Genomic DNA, 18,302 nt, shown 5'->3' on the forward strand with positions numbered 1-18,302 from the left:
GCCAATGCCTTTTCTTGCGCATTCCGTCGTACCGCGGCAGCGTTCGGCGCAGTCCGGGTCAACAAATGACGCCGCGCTGACGGGTGTTGTTCGCGACCGTGGTTGCCGCGGCTTGTCGTGAGAGGGGCCGGTCCTCGTGATCGGCCCATTTTTTGGCGGGCGCGGCAAGCAAGGCCTCAGTCGTCAAATGAATCGATCGGCAAGATTGCGTTGCCTTTGCGTATAAAAAAACCGGGGCCAGTTCACTTGAACTGGCCCCGGCTGCATGGCTTTGCTGAGTGGCTTGGCTGATTAGCTTCGCTGATTAGCTTGGCTGATTAGCCTGGCTGAGTGGCGTGCCTGAGTGGCTTGCCTGAGTAGCTTGGCTCCGTGGCTAGCGTGACTGGCTTGAACGACTGGCTTGAACGACTGCCTTCCGTGACTGGCGTACTTGCCTGGCCAATCTGCTTCCTGCCATTGCCACGATTGCCAGACAAGCCTGCGGCAAATTCACCGACTTAATGCCGCGCCAACGCGCCGGCCGCCCCATGCGGGCGACACCGGCGCCCGCCTGACTTAGTGCTTCTCCAGCACCACCGCCGGATTGACGGGACCGCCCCGCCGGCCGCCCATGGCAAAGCGGACCAGCCAGACGATGCCCCGGAAAACAAAGCGGATCAGCAGCAGCGTCAGCACGATTTCGATCAGCGTGAGCAGCAAGGCAATGACCACGTTGTAACGCTGCATGCGCCGGCGCGTCTTGGCGAACATGCGGTCGCGCGCCGACTCAATGCTGTAATAAAAGGTCGGCACCACCAGCAGGGTCAGGATGGTCGAGGTGATGGTGCCGCCGATGATGGCGATCGCCAGCGGACGGTAGAATTCGCCGCCCTCGCCCAGGCCCAGCGCCACCGGGATCATGCCGGCGATCAGGGCGAAGGTGGTCATCAGGATGGGCCGCAGGCGCATGCGGCCCGCGTCCATCAGCGCTTCTTCGCGGTCAAAGCCGTCCGCTTCCCGTTTCCTGGCCGCGTCGAGCAGCAAGATGGCGTTCTTGGCGACCAGGCCCATCAGCATGATGATGCCGATAAAACTCATCAGGTTGAGGGTGTTATTGGTCACCAGCAGCGCCAGCACGACGCCGATCAGCGACAGGGGCAGCGACATCATGACGGCAAACGGCGCCGTGAACGAGCCGAACTGCATCACCAGGATCAGGTACATCAGGCCAATGCCCGACAGCAGGGCGATCAGCATTTCCGTGAACAGTTCGTTCTGATCCTGGCCGGCGCCGCCCAGCTTCAAGCCGTAGCCGGGCGGATAGTCGAAGCCCTCGGCCAGCTTGATGGCATCCTTGGTGACGTCACCCGGCGAGCGGCCCTGGGCATTGGCCGACACCGTGATGGTGCGCTTGCCATCGGTGTGATCGATGCCGGACGGCCCCTTGCCCATGGTGATCTTGGCGATCTGGTCGAGCGGTACCATCTGCTGGGTGCCGGTGACGGCAATCGGCAGGCGCTCGATGTTTTCCGCATTGACCCGGTCGTCGGGGTGCAGGCGCACGGCGACATCGCGCGTCTCTCCCGTCGGATCGACCCAGTCGCCCACTTCGACGCCGGCGAACGAGACCCGCAAGGCTTGCGCGGCGTCGTTGACGGAGATGCCCATCGAGTTGGCCAGGCCCCGGTTCATGTCGATCTGCAGCTCGTTTTTCGGGTCTTGCTGGGACAGGCCGACATCGACCGCACCGGGCACCAGGCGCAGTTTTTCCATGTAGGCCTGGGTGATTTCCAGCAGCTTGCGCGAATCCGGTCCCGTGAAATCGATCTGCACCGGTTTCTGGCCACCATTGTTCAAATCGTCCTGCACGACGAATTCGGCGCCCACCAGGGTGGCCACCTTCTCGCGCAGCTCGACGGCGATCTGCTTGGCGCTGCGCTTGCGCTCGGCGCGCTTGCCGATGTCGACGTACACGCGGCCACCACCGACGTTGATGGTCGAATTGGTTTCCTTGGTTTCCTTGATGGTGCGCGCCAGCTCCGCCGCTTTTTCCACTTTTAAACGCGAGTATTCGACCGACGACGAGGCCGGCGAGCGCACATTGATGATCAGGTTGCCCGAATCGGCCGCCGGCAGGAAGCTCGAGCCCACGTGGGCGAAGCCCAGGTAAATGGCGCCGGCAAAACTGGCCAGCGCCAGCACGCGCATGACGAGGCGGTGGTGCAAGGCCCACTTCACCACCCGGCCATAGCGGTCGGCCTGGTGGTCGAACCAGTCGTTGAAGCGGCCCAGCACGCGGCTGATACCCGTCTTCGGCGCCGTGTGGTGATCCGGTGGGTCGCCCCAGTACGCCGACAGCATCGGGTCGAGCGTGAACGAAATGCCCAGCGAAACGATGACGGAGCAGGCCACCGTCAGCGCGAACGGCCGGAACCACTCGCCCGACACGCCCGGCATGAAGGCCACGGGGATGAACACGGCGATGATGGAGAAGGTGGTGGCAGCGACCGCCATGCCGATTTCGGCGGTGCCTTCGAGCGCCGCCTTGCGCCGGTCCGAACCCATCTGCATGTGCCGCACGATGTTTTCCCGCACCACGATGGCATCGTCGATGAGCACGCCGATCGCCAGCGACAGGCCCAGCAAGGTCATGAAGTTGAGCGTGAAGCCGCACAGCCAGACGGCAATGAAGGCGGCGATGACGGAGGTCGGCAACGACATCGCCGTGATCAGCGTCGAGCGCCACGAGTTCAGAAAGGCGTACACCACAAAAATGGTCAGCACCGCGCCCAGCACCAGCGATTCGATGACGTTGTTGAGACTGCGCTGCGATTCGTCGCCGCCGTCGCGGGTAATTTCAATGCGGGTGCCGGCCGGCAGTTCCTTTTCGATGTCCTTGACCATCTGGCGCACCTTGACGGCGATCGACACGGTCGAGGCGTCGCGTGAACGGGCGATCTGGATGCCCACGTTGGCCTTGCCGCTGCGGATCGACAGGCTGTCGATGTCGGCAAAGCCGTCGCGAATTTCAGCCACCTGGGCCAGGCGGACGATTTCTTCGCCGCGCCGCTTGACGACGATCTGCTGGAAGTCTTCCGGCCGCTCGATGCGCCCGACCAGGCGGATGCTCTTCTCGTCGAGGCTGCCGCGCACCTTGCCGACGGGGGCGTTGGTGTTCTGGTTGCGCAAGGCGGTGGTGACGTCGCTGACCGAAACATTGTATTCGCGCAGTTTTTCCGCGCGCAGCAGCACCGACAGTTCGCGCTTGAGGGCGCCATTGACGGTGACGGTGGAGACGCCATCGATGCCGCGGAAGCGGTCGGCCAGCTGGTCTTCGGCCAGGCGCGAAATTTCCGAGTGGCTTTGCGAGGTCGACGACAGCGCCAGCGTCATGATCGGCTGCGCGGACGGATCGAGCCGGCGCAGGATCGGTTCGCGCATCTCGGTCGGCATTTTGTAACGCACCGCGGCGATGGCGTTGCGCACGTCGTCGGACGCTTCGATCAGGTTGCGGCTGAAATTAAATTCCATCCAGATCTGCGCGCTGCCTTCGCTGGCCGAGGAATTGACCTTGGTGACGCCGGTGATGCTCTGCATCGATTTTTCGAGGCGGTTGATGATTTCACGCTCGACCGTGTCGGGCGAGGCACCCGGATACGGCACCGTCACCACGATCAAAGGGATGTCGACGTCCGGGTTCTGGTTCACGCGCAGCTTTTTCAGGGCCAGCAGGCCCAGGCACATCATCGCCAGGATCAGCACGATCGTGGGGATGGGCCGCTTGATACTGAAGTCGGAGAGGAACATATTATTTCCCCTGGGCGACGGCGGGCGCGGCCGGCACGCCGGGGGCGGCGGTGGCCAGTTTCGGCGCCATCAGCTCCACCGCCTGGCCGTCCTTGAAGGTCGAGCTGGGCGAGCGCAGCACCACGTCGCCCGTGGCCAGGCCTTTTTTCACTTCATAGTTGCCCGTGCGGGGGTCGCGCAGGCCCATCTCGAGCATCACCTTGCTGATGGTCTTGTCCTTCAGGCGCCAGACATAAAACTTGTCGCCCGCCTTGACGAGCGAGGCTTCCGGCAGCATCAGGGCGGACTTGACGTCCGAATCGATGCGCCCTTCGCCGTACAGCCCCGCCACCTTCGGCTGGATATTGTTGACGAAGCCAACCAGCACTTCGACCTGGCGGGTGACGTCATTGGCCGACGGGTCGATGCGTTTCACCACGCCCTGGAACTCCTGCTCAGCGTAACCGTTGACGCGAAAGCTCACCGGCTGGCCCACCTTGACGGCAGCAATCCGGTCGGCCGAGACGCGGCCTTCGAAGCGCATGCTGGTCGGGTCTATCACCTTGAGCAATTCCTTGCCGATGGCGGCGGTGTCGCCAGCCGATACCTTGCGGTCGCTCACCACGCCGTCGAAAGGCGCGCGCACGAGCGTGCGCTGCAACTGCTGGCGCGCCTGCACGGCGCGCGCGCGCGCGCCCGCCAGTTCGCTCTGGGCGGCGTTGCGGCGCATTTCGGCGTCATCGAGCGCCTGCATCGAGGTCATGCCCGAGGCACGCAGGGTTTTCAGGCGCTCGAGCTGGCGCTCGGTCTGCGCCAGCGACTGGCCGGCGGCGACCGAGGACGCCTCCGACGAGCCCAGGCTGTCGCGGATCGAAGTCTCGTCGAGCTTGACGAGGATGTCGCCTTTTTTGACGGGCTCGCCGTTTTCTTTCAATACCTGCAACACCACCGCCGACACTTCGGCGCGCAGGTCCGCCTTGCGCTCCGGTTGCACGGAGCCGGTAATGACGGGGCCGGACACCAGCGCGTTGCTCGACACGGCAATCAGGTCCTCGGTGGCGATGCGCAGGGTGACGGGCTTGGCGGCGTCGGCCTTGGGATCTTTGCCCCCTTTGCCACAGGCGGCCAGGGCGCTGGCCATGGCGAGGACGAGCAGGGTTTGTCGCAGCATTGAAAGTCTCCGGATGAAGTGGTAGAGCAAAACAGGGGTAGCACAAAATGGGGGCATGCCGTCAACCATGCGAACAGCAGGACGGCAGCGTCGAAGTATCCGATAGCAGCCGCGGCGGGTCAATCGGCGTGTTTCGGAACGACGAAATCGGGGCACGAAATGCATATGGGGCCGATGAAATGCATTTTGCGTTGTTGAGACGCATCAACATTGCATCGGCCCCCGCAGGTCCGGCGCTTAAAACTGGCGGGAAATGGCGTTGATGGCCAGCGCCACCAGCATGCCGGTGGCGATGCCGCCGCCAATTTCCACCAGGGTATGGCCCATCCGTTCACGCAGGGGCTTGACGCCGGGACCGGCGCCGCCCAGGCGGTTGATGGCGGCGGCCTGGCGGCCCACGTGCTGGCGCAGGCTGTTGGCGTCGATCATGACGATGAAACACAGGGTGACGGCCACGCCGAAAGCGGGATCGGCTATGCCCTCGCGCAGGGCAATCAGGGTCGCCATCGCCGTCACCACCGCGCTGTGATTGCTGGGAAAGCCGCCATTGCCGACCAGGTCGAACGCCAGGCGGCGCTGGCGCACGCTGGTGATGAGAAACTTGACGGGGCCAACCACCAGCCAGGTGACGAGGGGGGTGACGAGATAAGTGATGTCCATCGAAGTTCCACGAAATGGTGCGCGGCCAGAGTGCCGAGCGCGATTATCGCAGAACGCCGGGGCGGCGGCGACATCGAGAATCCCGGGGCGGCCCAGTTCGCGTTAAACTCGTGCCCATTGTGGCGTTTTCACCAATAGTACAAAGAAAGTTAAATATGCAACATTTTAGAATTTCCCTCATCGTTACCGTGGTATTGATGGCGCTGGCCGGCTGGTGGGGCTACGCGCACGGCGGCACCGCCGGCCTGCTGCAGGCGCTGTGGATCACCGCCGTGCTGGGCGTGCTGGAAGTGTCGCTGTCGTTCGACAACGCCGTGGTCAATGCCACCGTCCTGCGCAACTGGAACGCCTTCTGGCGCAAACTGTTCCTCACCGTGGGCATCCTGGTGGCCGTGTTCGGCATGCGCTTGCTGTTTCCGCTGGTAATTGTATCGGTGGCCACGGGCCTGGGCCTGGTCGATGTCTGGAACATGGCCATCAACACCCCTGCCGAATACGCGCGCAACCTCACCGCCCACCACGCGGAAGTGTCGGCCTTTGGCGGTGCCTTCCTGATGCTGGTGTTCCTCAATTTCCTGTTCGATGAAGAAAAAGAGCTGCACTGGCTGGGCTGGATCGAAGAAAAAATCGGCCAGTACGGCACCGAAGGCCTGGCCATCCTGCTGACCATGGCGGCGGTGTTCTTCGGCATGACGCTCGTGCCCGAAGCGCGCAAGCTGGCCGTGCTGACGGCCGGCGTGGTCGGTGTGCTGGTCTACGTGGGGGTCGACTGGATCAGCGGCTTGCTGGAAAGCGAAGAGAGCAACGATCCGGCCGTGGGCAAACTGGTCGCGCAAGGCAGCATCGGCGGCTTCCTCTACCTGGAAGTGCTGGACGCCTCGTTCAGCTTCGACGGCGTGATCGGCGCCTTTGCCATCACCAACGACGTCGTCATCATCATGCTGGGCCTGGCGATCGGCGCCATGTTCGTGCGCTCGATGACGGTCTACCTGGTCTACAAGGGCACGCTCGATGAATTCGTGTTCCTCGAACACGGCGCCCACTATGCCATCGGCATCCTGGCGATCATCATGTTCGCCAGCATCGGCTACGAGATCCCCGAATGGTTCACCGGCCTGTCCGGGGTGGCCTTCATTGCCGTCTCGCTGTGGTCGTCGATCCGCTACCGCAAGAGCCAGGCGGCGCTGGCCGCTTCCTGAGGTGGCGGCGGCCCCGCGCCGTTAGCGATAACGCGCTTCGATGGCGCCCATGGTGCCGTCGACCACCAGCTTTTGCAAGGCGCGGTCGAGCTCACGGGGACTGATGCGCGAGTGCAGCGACAAGGCGCAGCGGGTCTGGTGGGTGGCGATCACCAGCGGCGGATGCAGGGCCACCCTGACGACGCCGTGGCGCTGGCGGAAATCGAACCAGCTTTGAATGGCCGACATGTGATGGAGGCGGCCGGCCGCCAGCTTGGCCAGGTTCAGTTCGACGCTGGGCGCATCGGCGCGCACGAACGCGTCCTCGAGCTGCTGTTCGAGCTGCGGATAGCGGTAGCCGAACACGGTGCCGATGGGCTGGCTGGCGAGCGCGCCAATGACGGGCGGGCGCACCGCGCCGCGGTCGGTCAGCACCACTTCGACCTGGGTCATGAACGGCTGGCTCCAGCTGAATTTGCCCGGCAGCCAGGCCGGCTGATAACCGCACAACACATCGGCCTCGCCTTTTTCGAGCGCCAGCGTGATGCGCTTCCTGGGCAGGGCCAGAAACCGCACTTTTTTCCCCAGCCCCTGCGCCAGCGCCTCGCCCACATCCTTGTGGATCCCCTCGACGATGGTGAAATGGTCGAAGCGCGACATCGGCATCTCGGTGGCGGTATCGACCAGCACCACCAGTTCCTTGCCGGCCTCGGTGGTGGCCCCATTGGCGGCCGACTGGCCAGCCGCCAGCGCCCCGCACGCATTGAGGCAGGCGGCGACAAGGACAAACAGACGTTTTTGAAATGGCATGTAGCAACGCAAACGGGGGGACAGGAGGATAGTACGCGTTTGTCCAGGCCAGGAGAATAGGCCAAAACGGCTACAGTCTGCCACGAAAGCGCTTGCCAAGGCGTGAGCAATTGTATCTTCCGGACCCGCCCTGGTTGACAGGTCCGGACCCGCCACCGGGCTTACGGGGCCGGCGGTGCGGCTGGCGTCGACAGGTCCGCCGGGTTCGACTGCTGGGTCAGCAAACGCCCCAGCACCTCACGCGTCATGTGTTCCGAGGCCACCCGCTGGTGCGCTTCGGCCACGCGCTGGGCCACCGCCTCGCCGGACGCTGCCAGCGAGCGGCGATCGGCCGCCAGGCGCGAGGTCTCCAGGTCGACCAGTTGCTGCTTCGAGTCGGCCATCGCCTGGGTGGTCAGCGCCACCTTGCGTTGCAGCGCCGCGTGGTTCTTCGCGCTCTCGAGCAGCAGGCGCTGGGCCGCCACCTTGTCGGCCATCGCCTCGCTGGCCGCTTCTTCGGCTGCCAGCACGTCGCGTGCCAGCGCCAGCTTTTCCACTTCGGCGGCGGCGCAGGCGGCGCTGGCGCTGGCGCTCGCTTCTTCCACCGCGATGCGCTGGGCCAATGCCGCCTGCGCCTGCGCGCTCGCCACGCTGGCGTCGCGCTGGGCGCCCAGCAACTGGCTCGCCTGTGCCAGCGCCAGTGCGGCGCGTTCCTGCTCGGCCAGCGCCAGCGCCGCCTGCGCCTGTTCGACGCCGACGCGTTCGGCCTGCAGCTCGACCAGCGCGGCCGCCGCCTGCAGGCGGGCGGCAATGGCGTCGTGCTCGCTTTGCTGATGGGCCGCCGCCAGCGCCGCCTGCTCGGCCAGCTCGTGCGTTGCCTGCGTGGCCGCCAGTTGCGCCGCGAGCGCAGCCTGCTCGGCCTCGGCCGTCTGGCGCAGCGATGCCGCCTGCGCTTGCTGGGCCAGGGTGCGGGCCTCGGCGGCCGCCGTCAGGGCCAGTTCGGCGGCGATTTTTTCCTGCAGCGCGGCCACGGCGCCCTGCTCGGCAAGCAGGCGGGCCGCTTCGGCCTGGGCCAGTTCCTGCGCCAACTCGGCCGCGACGGCGGCGGCGGCGCTGGCGCTGGCAGCGTCGGCGGCGCGGGCAGCGACGGCGTCGCGCTCGGCTTCGGCGGCGCCGTTGGCGTCGCGCCGGGCGCCGGCGGCCTGCTCGTGCAGGGCGGCCTGCTCGAGCGCCAGCGCGCGTGCACGCTGTTCCTGTAAAACCTGTTCGGCGGCGGCGGCGCTGGCCAGGCGGTCGGCCTCGGCGCGCTCGCGCGCCGCATCGGCGGCGGCGCTTTCGGCCTGGATACGCGCCTGCACCTCGATACCGGCCTCTTCCTCGGCCAGCGCGCGTCCCAGCGCCACCTCGCGCAGCTTGCGGTCGACTTCGATGCGCCCTTCGGTGGCGGTCATGATGCGCGCTTCAGCCTGGCGGCGCGCTTCGGCGCCGGCGGCGGCCTTTTGTTCGAGCCGCTCGCGGTGGACGGCGGCGTCGCGCAGTTCCTTTTCCGTCTGCAGGCGCAGGTGGATCGATTTCGCCGCCATCCGCTCCGACTCGGCCTGCGCCAGGGCGATCGCTTCGCGCTCCTGCTCGACGTGGGCCAGCGCGCGTGCTTCTTCGAGTGCGCGCGCCTCGGCCATGGCGCGGGCGAAGGCGGAGGCCAGCGCCACCTGGTCGGCTTTTTCACGCTGCACGGTCAGCTCGAGCGCTTCGGCTTCCGCCTCGGCCAGCAGCTCGGCGGTCTGGCGCGCGCCGCGCGCCTGCCGCTCGCGCTCGCGCGCCAGGATCGTCATGCGGGCGTCGGCGCTGGCGATGTGCAGCACTTCTTCCCGGGCCGCGTGCACGGCGGCGACCCGCTCCACCGCCTGCAGGCGGGCTTGCTCCGTGTGTTGTTCGAGGTCGTGGGCGGCGCGCTCGGCTTCCAGCGCCATTGCCGCGTCGACCTCGCTTTGCTGGGCGGCGCGGCGGCGTGCTTCTTCTTCAAAGCGGGCGCGCGCTTCGGCGGCCAGCTTGATGCGGGTGTCCGCTTCCACGCGGGCACGCAACTCGGCCGTTTCCTGGCGCACCGCTTCGAGGCGCTCGGTGCTGGCCTGGGCGGCGGCGCGCAAGGTTTCCAGGCGGTCGCGATTGGCTTCGATGGCTTCTTCCGAGGCCTGGGCATGGTCGAGTGCGGCGGCGGCGGCGGCGGCGTCCATGGCGGCGCGTTCCTCGGCCAGCGAGCGCGCGCGCGCTTCGGCGTGGGCCCGGCTTTCGGCGGCGCACGAGGCCTTCGCTTCGGCTTCGACGCGGGCGATGCCGGCGTGGATGGCGCGCATTTCGGACTGGGCCCGCTCCGGCGAGACGACAGCGGCGGCAACGACGGCGAGCGGGCGCGCGCCTGAGGGCAGATCGATGCTCAGGTGGGTGTCATCGTGCGGCGGCGGTTGCAGTTCCATGGTCGTTCTCGCAAGGTCATCGTGTCTACGTCTTCCAATGCGGAAAACATACACCATTATGGAGCGCAATGTCGCGCCCGCTTAACGGGAGCATGGGGGGGAAAGCCCGCCAGTTTGCCGTTTCAATGGTGAAATGGCATGGCCGACGGCGCACCTGGCATCTCAGCCCCCCCCTGCCGTGAGCATGTCGGTGAAGCGCGCGGCCGGCGTCGCCGCCGAAAACAGGAAACCCTGGGCGTAGTCGCAGCCCATGGCCTTGAGCATGTCGCGCTGCTCGGGCGTTTCCACCCCTTCGGCGATGACCTTCAGGCCCAGCTTGTGGGCCATGACGATGATGGTTTCGGCGAACACGCCACTGTCGGCGCCGTGCAGCATGTCCTTGACGAAGGACTGGTCGATCTTGAGAAAGTCGACCTTGAATTTTTTGAGATAGGACATCGACGAATAGCCGATGCCGAAGTCGTCGATGGTAAATTGCACGCCGGCGCCCCGCAGCAGGGCCAGGCGATCATGAATGGCCCGCGAATCGTTGAGCAGCAAGCCTTCGGTGATCTCGACGGCAATCTGGTTGCCCCCCGGCTGCAGCATGGCCAGGTCGCTGTCCCAATTTTTCATCCGGGCCAGGTTCATGAACTCGACGGGCGATTTATTGACACTGACCTGGAACGGGCGGCCCAGCAGCGCAGTCCAGAGGCGCGCATGCTCGAGCGCGTCAGCGAACACCCAGGAGCCGATTTCGCCGATCAGGCCCGTCTGCTCGGCCAGTCCGATAAAGGCATCGGGCAACACCAGACCGTCTTGCGGGTGCTGCCAGCGCAGCAGCGCTTCGGCCTTGACGATGGCCCCGCTGGCGAGATCGACGATGGGCTGGTAATACACTTCGAGCTGGTGCAGGGACAGCGCGGCGCGCAGTTCGTCGATGATTTTCAGGCGCGCCCATGCCGAATCGCGCATTTGCGCGGTGAAGAAACTGAAGCGGTTGCGCCCCGCCTGCTTGGCCACGTACATGGCCTGATCGGCATTGCCCAGCAGTTCGCCGGGGGTCTGGCCGTCCTGGGGATAGACGGTGATGCCCATGCTGCCGGAAATAAAATACACCGATTCGCCGATCGAAAATGGCTTGACCAGCTCGTCGAGGATGCTTTGCGCCAGGATTTCGATGTGCAAGAGATCGTTGATTTCGCTGAGCACCACCGTGAATTCGTCACCGCCGATGCGGGCGACGGTGTCGCTGCTGCGCACGCAGGCGCTGAGGCGGCGCGCGCTTTCCTTGAGCAGTTCGTCGCCCGCCGCGTGGCCGGAACGGTCGTTGACTTCCTTGAAGCCGTCGAGATCGATATACAGCAGGGCCAGCGGATGGGCCGTGCGCGCCGCATGCTTGAGATCCTGTGCGAGGCGGTCGTGGAACAGTGCCCGGTTGGGCAATTGCGTGAGGCCGTCGTAGTAGGCGTTGCGGTGAACGACTTCTTCGGATGCCTTCAGTTCGGAAATATTGCGTGCCGTCCCGGAAATTGCATCGATCCCCCCCAGGCTATTTACGACGGGCAGCAGCACATAGCGATAGCTGACCGGCGCGCCGTCGGCGCCGGGCAGCTGCGCCTCGGCGCGCAGCGGTTCGCGCGTGGCAACCACCTTGCGCAGTTCGGACAAGATGCGCTGCGCCTGCGCGGGAAACAGGTCTTGCACACGCGCGCCGATGAATTTTTCCTGCGGCACGCCCACCTGGCGGCACAGGGCCACATTGACGTAAAGAATATCGCCATCGACGCTGACGATGTAGTGGAAATCTGGCGAGGACGACAACAGGGTGTCGAAGCGGCGCGTGTATTCTTCCTTGTCGAGCGCGAAGCGCCTGATCGATTCGGTCAGGGCCTGGTCGATGGCTTCGTGAAAGCGGGTCAGCTCGCTGCTGGCGAACGCCGCGGCACGGTCGCCATTCGGATTCCAGAGTGCCAGCACGCTGGCGCGCAGGGCGCGGAACTCGGAGATGGTGTCGATGACGGTGAAGCCGGCCAGCACGCGGTCGGCGCCGTGCAGCGTGGCCGGGCTGTCCTGCCGGGCTTGCGGCGCGTGCCCCTTCGATTTTTCCGCCTGTTCAAGAGGGGTCTGCGCGACCTCGAGGTCGGACTCGATGGCGTTGAGCATGCCCAGTGCGTGGTCACGCAAGGCGATGCTGTCGAGCTTGCGCGCAGCGGGAATGCTGCCGGCAAAGCGCTCCCACTGGTCAAGAATGACCGCATGATGGGATTTCATGAAAGTCAGCAGACCGGTCTTGCAGTCGTCCTCGATTGGTTTCATAACGGCTCCGTCTTCGCACACTTGCTTGGACCGGCGGCCAGGCGTTTAAGTTCCGGAAAACGCCATCGTCAGCTTTGCCACAGCGGTCCCTCGTCCATCAGTGCCACCTGCTCGCGCAGTTCGAGGATGCGGTCCTGCCAGTAGCGCTGGGTGTTAAACCACGGAAAGGCCACGGGGAAGGCCGGATCGTCCCAGCGCATCGCCAGCCAGGCCGAATAATGCAGCAGGCGCAGGGTGCGCAGCGCTTCGACCAGGTGCAGCTGGCGCGCGTCGAAGTCGGCGAAGTCTTCGTAGCCGGCGAGGATGTCGGCCATCTGCGCCGAACGTTCGGCCCGCTCGCCCGACAGCAGCATCCACAAGTCCTGCACGGCGGGACCGCTGCGGCTGTCGTCGAAGTCGACGAAATGGGGGCCGGCGTCGGTCCACATGATGTTGCCGACGTGGCAGTCGCCGTGCAGGCGGATCAGCGCTGGCGGGCCGGCCCGGTCATAACAGTGGGCCACGCCGGCCAGGGCCTGGTCGACCACGCTGGTCCAGGCCGGCAACAACTCGGGCGGAATGAAACCGTGCTCGAGCAGGTAGGCGCGCGGCGCGGCGCCGAAGGTGGCCGGGGTCAGCGCGGGCCGCTCGGTGAACTGCTTGAGGGCGCCGACGGCGTGGATGCGGCCGATGAAGCGGCCGATCCACTCGCGCACGCTGGCGTCGCCCAGTTCCGGCGCGCGCCCGCCGCGGCAGGGAAACACGGCAAACTTGAAGCCGCCAAAGCTGTGCAGGGTGCGTCCCTCGAGGGTGCTGGCGGCCACCACGGGAATTTCCCGTTCGACCAGTTCGGCCACGAAGCCGTGCTCCTCGAGGATGGCGGCGTCGCTCCAGCGGTCGGGCCGGTAAAACTTCACCACCACCGGGCCGCCCTCTTCCCGGCCCACCTGGTAGACCCGGTTCTCGTAGCTGTTCAGGGCCAGCAGGCGGCCATCGCCGTGCAGGCCGATGCTGTCGAGGGCGTCGAGCACGCAGTCGGGGCCCAGCGCGGAAAATGGGTGGGGGGGAGCGGAGGAAACGTCGTCGTCTGGATTCATGGGCGCATTGTACGCCCGACAGATTGCCGCCGCGCGCGACGCAAGACACGTTAAACTGTCGTACTCACTTCAAGAAAGTCGCCACCATGCAATACGATCAGCCCCTGTCAGACAAAGAATTCGACGAACTCGACCAGTTCCTGCTGTCGGACCGCAGCTCCGACGACGCCATGACGATGGACACCCTGCACGGTTTCCTGACGGCCATCGCGATCGGTCCCGAAGCCATCATGCCCACCGAGTGGCTGCCGAAAGTCTGGGGCGAAGACGGCGCCAGCGAGCCGACCTGGAAAAACAAGAAGGAAGCCGACCGCATTTTCGAGCTGATCATGCGCTTCATGAACGAAGTGGCGGTGACGTTCGAAGTCGCGCCGAAAGAATTCGAGCCCCTGTTCGTCGAGCACGAGCACGAAGGCCAGACCCTGATCGACGCCGAAGCGTGGTGCTGGGGCTTCTGGGAAGGACTCGAATTGCGCCCCGGCTCGTGGGATGCGATCGATTCGTCCGACCTGGCGCCGCTGATGCGCCCGCTGTACCTGCTGGGCGCCGACGAGATCGAAGAGTCCGAACTGAAGGAAGTCGACGATCCCGTCAAGGGCCACAAGCTGGCGCTGGAAATCGAGGCGAACTTGCCGGCCATCTACAAATTCTGGCTGCCCCTGCGCAAGTCGGGCGTGCAGACGATCAAGCGCGAAGAGCCGAAAGTGGGCCGCAACGACGACTGCCCTTGCGGCAGCGGCAAGAAATTCAAGAAATGCTGCGGCGCCGACGGCGCCCCGGCGGACGCGCCCGAACCGGCCTGATCTTCCACCACCACCGCAGGGAGCGCCCGTGTCGAAACTGTTGCCGATTGCCACCAGCAGCGAACGTGACCAGGCGTTCGGCCTGCTGTCGAACCTGGCCAACCGCCATGGCTGCATCACCGGCGCCACCGGCACCGGCAAGACCGTCACCCTGCAGGTGATGGCGCAGGCGCTGTCCGATATCGGCGTGCCGGTGTTCATGGCCGACATCAAGGGCGACCTGTCGGGCCTGGCGGCGCCCGGGGCGCCGTCGGCAAAAATGGCCGAGCGCCTGGCCAGGATGAAAGTCGAAGCACCGCAATGGGCGGCCTGCCCCGTCACGTTCTGGGACGTGTTCGGCGAGCAGGGTCACCCCGTGCGCGCCACCGTGTCCGACCTCGGGCCCCTGCTGCTGGCACGCATGCTCAATCTGAACGACACCCAGGAAGGGGTGTTGCAGGTGGCGTTCCGGATCGCCGACGACCAGGGCTGGCTGCTGCTCGACAGCAAAGACTTGCGCACCCTGCTGCAGCACGTGGGCGACCACGCCGGCGAATATCGCACCAGTTACGGCAATATCTCGGCGGCCAGCATCGGCGCCATCCAGCGCAGCATGATCGGCATCGAAGAGCAAGGGGGCACGCATTTCTTCGGTGAGCCCATGCTCAATATCGACGACCTGCTGCAAACCGACGCCGCCGGCCGCGGGATGGTCAACATCCTCGCCGCCGACAAGCTGATGAATTCACCGCGGCTGTACGCCGTGTTTTTGCTGTGGCTGCTGTCGGAACTGTTCGAGCACTTGCCCGAAGTGGGCGACCTGGAGCAGCCGAAACTGGTGTTCTTCTTCGATGAGGCGCACCTGCTGTTCGACGACGCCCCCAAGGCGCTGCTCGACAAGATTGAACAGGTGGTGCGGCTGATCCGCTCGAAAGGGGTGGGCGTGTATTTCGTCACCCAGAATCCGCTCGACATTCCCGACTCCGTGCTGGGGCAACTGGGCAACCGCGTCCAGCACGCCCTGCGCGCCTACACGCCGCGCGACCAGAAGGCCGTCAAGGCGGCCGCCGACACCTTCCGCCCCAATCCGGCGCTCGATACGGCGGCGGTGATCACCGAACTGGGCGTGGGCGAAGCGCTGGTCTCCTTCCTCGACGAACAAGGTCGTCCCAACATCGTCGAGCGCGCTTACATCCTGCCGCCCGCCTCGCGCATCGGCCCCATCGACCCGGCCAGTCGCCAGGCGGTGATCGCCGGCTCGCTCGTGGCCGGGGTGTACGAAACGGCCATCGATCGCCAGTCGGCCCATGAAATACTGACCCGGCGGGTGGCGCCGGCTGCACCGGCCGCGCCGCCGCTGCCCGCCGCCGAGAGCGCGCCGCCAGCGCCGGCCGACAGCGGCGGCGGCCTGGGCGGCCTGATCGGCGACCTGTTCGGCGCCAGCGCCCCCGGCAAGCGCGACTCGCCCGTGCAGGCGATGGTCAAGTCGGCCGCGCGCAGCATCGGCTCGCAGATGGGGCGCGAACTGATACGCGGTGTGCTGGGATCGCTGCTGAAAAAACGGTAGAGCGCTAGCGTTTCGTTGCAGGCAGAAACTATAAATTCCCCACGGTATTGACAGCTGTTACATTTCGATACATGATGAAGTTGACGATAAGCTTTCGTCAATATTAACCCTGGCCCGTGTGCTCCCGCCCCCCACCTCGGGCGGACCCGCCCTGTGCCAGGTTTCTGCGCCACTTCGCCGCGCTCGTTTGCCGATTCCACAGCCGCTACCGGGCGCCACGCGCCCGCGGCCCCGTTGTGCCGGCACTCCACCGAGCCGCCTCATGCAAGCATCTATTTCTCTTTGTTCCGGGTTGCGCACCGAATTGCGCGGTTTCAAATTGCTGCGGGAATCGTTCAAGCTGGTCTCGCGCGCCGTGCTGTTCCGGCGCCAGACGGCCCACTGGCTCGCCCTGCTCAATTCCGATCCCCTGTTCGCCCAGATGCTGCCCAGTTGCCCGCGCCTGATCAACAAGATCTACCGCCAGTACCTGAGCACCCGGCTGGGCTGCGACGAGCGCCTCGACGCCCTCCAGACCCATTACCGGACGGTCATCGAGCGCGGCCTGGCGCCGCTGGTGGCGCGCGCGGCGGCGGCGCCGGTGACCATGTGCCAGTTGCAGGTCAAGGATGGCGAAGGCGAGAACTACCGCATCGAACTGCGCGCCGGCGGCGTGCTCTCGCGCGAGGGCGAGCTGATTTTTCAGCTGATGCACGAGGACCGCCTGCTCTATTCAGTCGCGTGCAGTTTCGTGCGCGACGGCGCGGGCAAGGCGCTCGGCGTGGGCTGCCTGCAAGGCACCCCCGGCCCCGGCGCCCAGGATGGCGTGCGCGCCGCCACCCGCGCCCTGCACGGCATGCGCCCGAAAAACCTGTTGATGCGGGTGGTGCGCCAGTTCGGCCACGAGCAAGGCTGCAGCCATCTGCTACTGGTCGGCAATGCCAACCGCGTCGTCACCACCTCGATGCGCAAGGGGAAAGTCCATGCGGACTACGACACCCTGTGGCGCGAACTGGGCGCAAGGTGCCACGCCGACGGCGATTTCCGCCTGGCCTGCGAAGCCCTGCCAGCGCTCGATGTGACCGAGATCGCCTCGAAGAAGCGCTCGGAAGCGAAGAAGCGCCACGAGATGATCAAGGTTGCCGTCGCCGACATCGACGCCCAGGTGCGCCGCTCGCAGCGGGCGCTCACTGCGCTGCGGCTGGCGCCGTCCGCGGCCGGCATCGCGCCGCCAACGTCGCATCTGCGCCGCACGGCGTAAAGCGGGCGGGCGCGGCGCCCGGCAGGTTATACTGGGGTTTGGGTGCGCACACGCCGTGTGTCGCAGGAACAGCGTCGGTCGGGCCGCCACGCAGTTTAGGCGTGCCCATGCATCTCCCCTCTTCCGTCTTTCCCTCGCGCGGCCTGTCCGCCACCTTCCAGCGCTTTTTCGCCTCCAACAAGTCCGGCGGCATCGTGCTGATCGCCTGTACCGTGGTCTCGCTGCTGCTGGCCAACTCGCCCGCCAGCGCGTCTTACCTGGCGTTCTGGCAGATGAACCTGGCCGGCATGTCGGTGGAACACTGGATCAACGACGGCCTGATGGCCATCTTCTTCCTGATGATCGGCCTCGAACTCGAGCGCGAACTGTACAACGGCGAATTGTCGGACCTGCGCAATGCGCTGCTGCCCATCGTCGCCGCGGTGGGCGGCATCGGCGTGCCGGCGCTCATCCACTACGGCCTGAACGGGGGCAGCCCCACCCAGGCCGGCATGGGCATTCCGATGGCCACCGATATCGCCTTCGCGCTTGGCGTGCTGGCCCTGCTGGGCAAGGGCGTGCCCGCTTCCCTGAAAATTTTCCTCACGGCACTGGCGGTGATCGACGACCTGGGCGCCATCATCGTCATCGCCATTTTCTATACCAGCAGTTTTTCGCTGGCCTACCTGGCCGGCGCGCTGGCCGTGTTCGCCGTCCTGCTGGGCCTGAACCGTGTCGGCCGCGTGATGGCGCTCACGCCCTACCTGGTGGGCGGCGCGCTGATGTGGTTCCTCATGCTCAAGTCGGGCATCCACGCCACCATCGCCGGCGTGCTGCTGGCGTTCGCCATTCCCTTTTCCGCGCGCCAGGACGACCGCGAGTCGCCATCGCACCGCCTCGAGCACGTTCTGCACCTGCCGACAGCCTTCCTGATCCTGCCAGTCTTCGCGCTGGCCAACACCGGCATCGTCCTGGGCGCCGGCTGGGCCGCCCAGCTGGGCGCGCCAAACAGCCTGGGCATCTTCGCCGGGCTGGTGCTCGGCAAACCGCTGGGCATCGTGCTCTTTAGCATGGCGGCCGTCGCCAGCGGCCTGTGCAGCAAGCCGGCCGAACTGTCCTGGCGCCACGTGCTGGGCGCTGGCATGCTGGGCGGGATCGGCTTTACCATGTCGATCTTCGTCACCAACCTGGCCTTCCCCGGCCAGGCCGAGGCGGTGACGGCGTCGAAGATCGCCATCCTGGTGGCCTCGCTCACGGCCGGCGTGGCCGGCTTCCTGTGGCTCAAATTTGCCACGCCGGCGACGACGAGCGATCAGTAAGAAC

12 protein-coding genes are annotated in these 18,302 nt (G+C 65.9%); 5 read left to right on the forward strand and 7 right to left on the reverse strand.

Annotation, left to right across the window (positions count from 1 at the left end; translation table 11 throughout):
- Positions 1-555: 555 nt before the first annotated feature.
- The 3 genes from ACP7EY_RS11260 to ACP7EY_RS11270 form a co-directional block, all read right to left on the reverse strand.
- The gene (locus ACP7EY_RS11260) at positions 556-3,786 is read right to left on the reverse strand and encodes an efflux RND transporter permease subunit (RefSeq protein ID WP_426193485.1); all 3,231 of its coding nucleotides are present in this window, start codon (positions 3,784-3,786) and stop codon (positions 556-558) included.
- Between the two features lies 1 nt (position 3,787).
- Positions 3,788-4,936, reverse strand: a complete 1,149-nt coding sequence (locus ACP7EY_RS11265; RefSeq protein WP_426193487.1) for an efflux RND transporter periplasmic adaptor subunit — start codon at positions 4,934-4,936, stop codon at positions 3,788-3,790.
- 237 nt (positions 4,937-5,173) lie between these two features.
- On the reverse strand, positions 5,174-5,596 hold the full coding sequence (locus tag ACP7EY_RS11270; protein ID WP_426193489.1) for a divergent PAP2 family protein: 423 nt from the start codon (positions 5,594-5,596) through the stop codon (positions 5,174-5,176).
- A 155-nt stretch (positions 5,597-5,751) separates the two neighbouring features.
- Here ACP7EY_RS11270 and ACP7EY_RS11275 point away from each other — a divergent pair, with 155 nt between their 5' ends.
- Entirely contained in the window at positions 5,752-6,795 is a 1,044-nt protein-coding gene (locus ACP7EY_RS11275) for a DUF475 domain-containing protein (RefSeq protein WP_426193491.1), read from the forward strand.
- A 21-nt stretch (positions 6,796-6,816) separates the two neighbouring features.
- On the opposite strand, the gene ACP7EY_RS11280 is transcribed toward ACP7EY_RS11275, so the two are convergent.
- The 4 genes from ACP7EY_RS11280 to ACP7EY_RS11295 form a co-directional block, all read right to left on the reverse strand.
- Entirely contained in the window at positions 6,817-7,584 is a 768-nt protein-coding gene (locus tag ACP7EY_RS11280) for a substrate-binding periplasmic protein (protein WP_426193493.1), read from the reverse strand.
- Between the two features lie 161 nt (positions 7,585-7,745).
- Positions 7,746-10,037 carry a hypothetical protein gene (locus tag ACP7EY_RS11285; RefSeq protein ID WP_426193495.1) on the reverse strand — a complete coding sequence of 764 codons (2,292 nt, stop codon included), beginning with the start codon at positions 10,035-10,037 and terminating at the stop codon, positions 7,746-7,748.
- A 162-nt stretch (positions 10,038-10,199) separates the two neighbouring features.
- Complete coding sequence (locus tag ACP7EY_RS11290; protein ID WP_426193497.1) at positions 10,200-12,335, reverse strand: putative bifunctional diguanylate cyclase/phosphodiesterase; 2,136 nt, start codon at positions 12,333-12,335, stop codon at positions 10,200-10,202.
- A 68-nt stretch (positions 12,336-12,403) separates the two neighbouring features.
- Entirely contained in the window at positions 12,404-13,411 is a 1,008-nt protein-coding gene (locus ACP7EY_RS11295; protein WP_426193499.1) for a serine/threonine protein kinase, read from the reverse strand.
- 86 nt (positions 13,412-13,497) lie between these two features.
- On the opposite strand from ACP7EY_RS11295, the gene ACP7EY_RS11300 reads away from it, so the two are divergent.
- The 4 genes from ACP7EY_RS11300 to nhaA all read left to right on the forward strand — a co-directional run bounded on the left by ACP7EY_RS11300 (position 13,498) and on the right by nhaA (position 18,298).
- Positions 13,498-14,214, forward strand: coding sequence for a UPF0149 family protein (locus tag ACP7EY_RS11300; RefSeq protein WP_426193501.1), 717 nt, complete (start codon positions 13,498-13,500; stop codon positions 14,212-14,214).
- 28 nt (positions 14,215-14,242) lie between these two features.
- Positions 14,243-15,760 (forward strand): helicase HerA-like C-terminal domain-containing protein, encoded by a 1,518-nt coding sequence (locus ACP7EY_RS11305; protein ID WP_426193503.1) that lies wholly within the window; start codon positions 14,243-14,245, stop codon positions 15,758-15,760.
- A 262-nt stretch (positions 15,761-16,022) separates the two neighbouring features.
- The gene (locus tag ACP7EY_RS11310) at positions 16,023-17,000 is read left to right on the forward strand and encodes a DUF535 family protein (protein ID WP_426193505.1); all 978 of its coding nucleotides are present in this window, start codon (positions 16,023-16,025) and stop codon (positions 16,998-17,000) included.
- A gap of 107 nt (positions 17,001-17,107) precedes the next feature.
- Positions 17,108-18,298: a Na+/H+ antiporter NhaA gene (gene nhaA, locus ACP7EY_RS11315; RefSeq protein WP_426193507.1), complete on the forward strand. Its 1,191-nt coding sequence runs from the start codon at positions 17,108-17,110 to the stop codon at positions 18,296-18,298.
- The last annotated feature ends 4 nt before the right edge of the window (positions 18,299-18,302 follow it).

The sequence above is a fragment of the Massilia sp. DWR3-1-1 genome, from assembly GCF_049898325.1.
Classification (GTDB): domain Bacteria; phylum Pseudomonadota; class Gammaproteobacteria; order Burkholderiales; family Burkholderiaceae_D; genus JAFCUW01.

Coding starts and splice junctions, on each gene's coding strand:
- ACP7EY_RS11260 (WP_426193485.1), bottom strand. CDS start 3,786: ATGTTCCTCTCCGACTTCAGTATCAAGCGGCCCATCCCCACGATCGTG.
- ACP7EY_RS11265 (WP_426193487.1), bottom strand. CDS start 4,936: ATGCTGCGACAAACCCTGCTCGTCCTCGCCATGGCCAGCGCCCTGGCC.
- ACP7EY_RS11270 (WP_426193489.1), bottom strand. CDS start 5,596: ATGGACATCACTTATCTCGTCACCCCCCTCGTCACCTGGCTGGTGGTT.
- ACP7EY_RS11275 (WP_426193491.1), top strand. CDS start 5,752: ATGCAACATTTTAGAATTTCCCTCATCGTTACCGTGGTATTGATGGCG.
- ACP7EY_RS11280 (WP_426193493.1), bottom strand. CDS start 7,584: ATGCCATTTCAAAAACGTCTGTTTGTCCTTGTCGCCGCCTGCCTCAAT.
- ACP7EY_RS11285 (WP_426193495.1), bottom strand. CDS start 10,037: ATGGAACTGCAACCGCCGCCGCACGATGACACCCACCTGAGCATCGAT.
- ACP7EY_RS11290 (WP_426193497.1), bottom strand. CDS start 12,335: ATGAAACCAATCGAGGACGACTGCAAGACCGGTCTGCTGACTTTCATG.
- ACP7EY_RS11295 (WP_426193499.1), bottom strand. CDS start 13,411: ATGAATCCAGACGACGACGTTTCCTCCGCTCCCCCCCACCCATTTTCC.
- ACP7EY_RS11300 (WP_426193501.1), top strand. CDS start 13,498: ATGCAATACGATCAGCCCCTGTCAGACAAAGAATTCGACGAACTCGAC.
- ACP7EY_RS11310 (WP_426193505.1), top strand. CDS start 16,023: ATGCAAGCATCTATTTCTCTTTGTTCCGGGTTGCGCACCGAATTGCGC.
- nhaA (WP_426193507.1), top strand. CDS start 17,108: ATGCATCTCCCCTCTTCCGTCTTTCCCTCGCGCGGCCTGTCCGCCACC.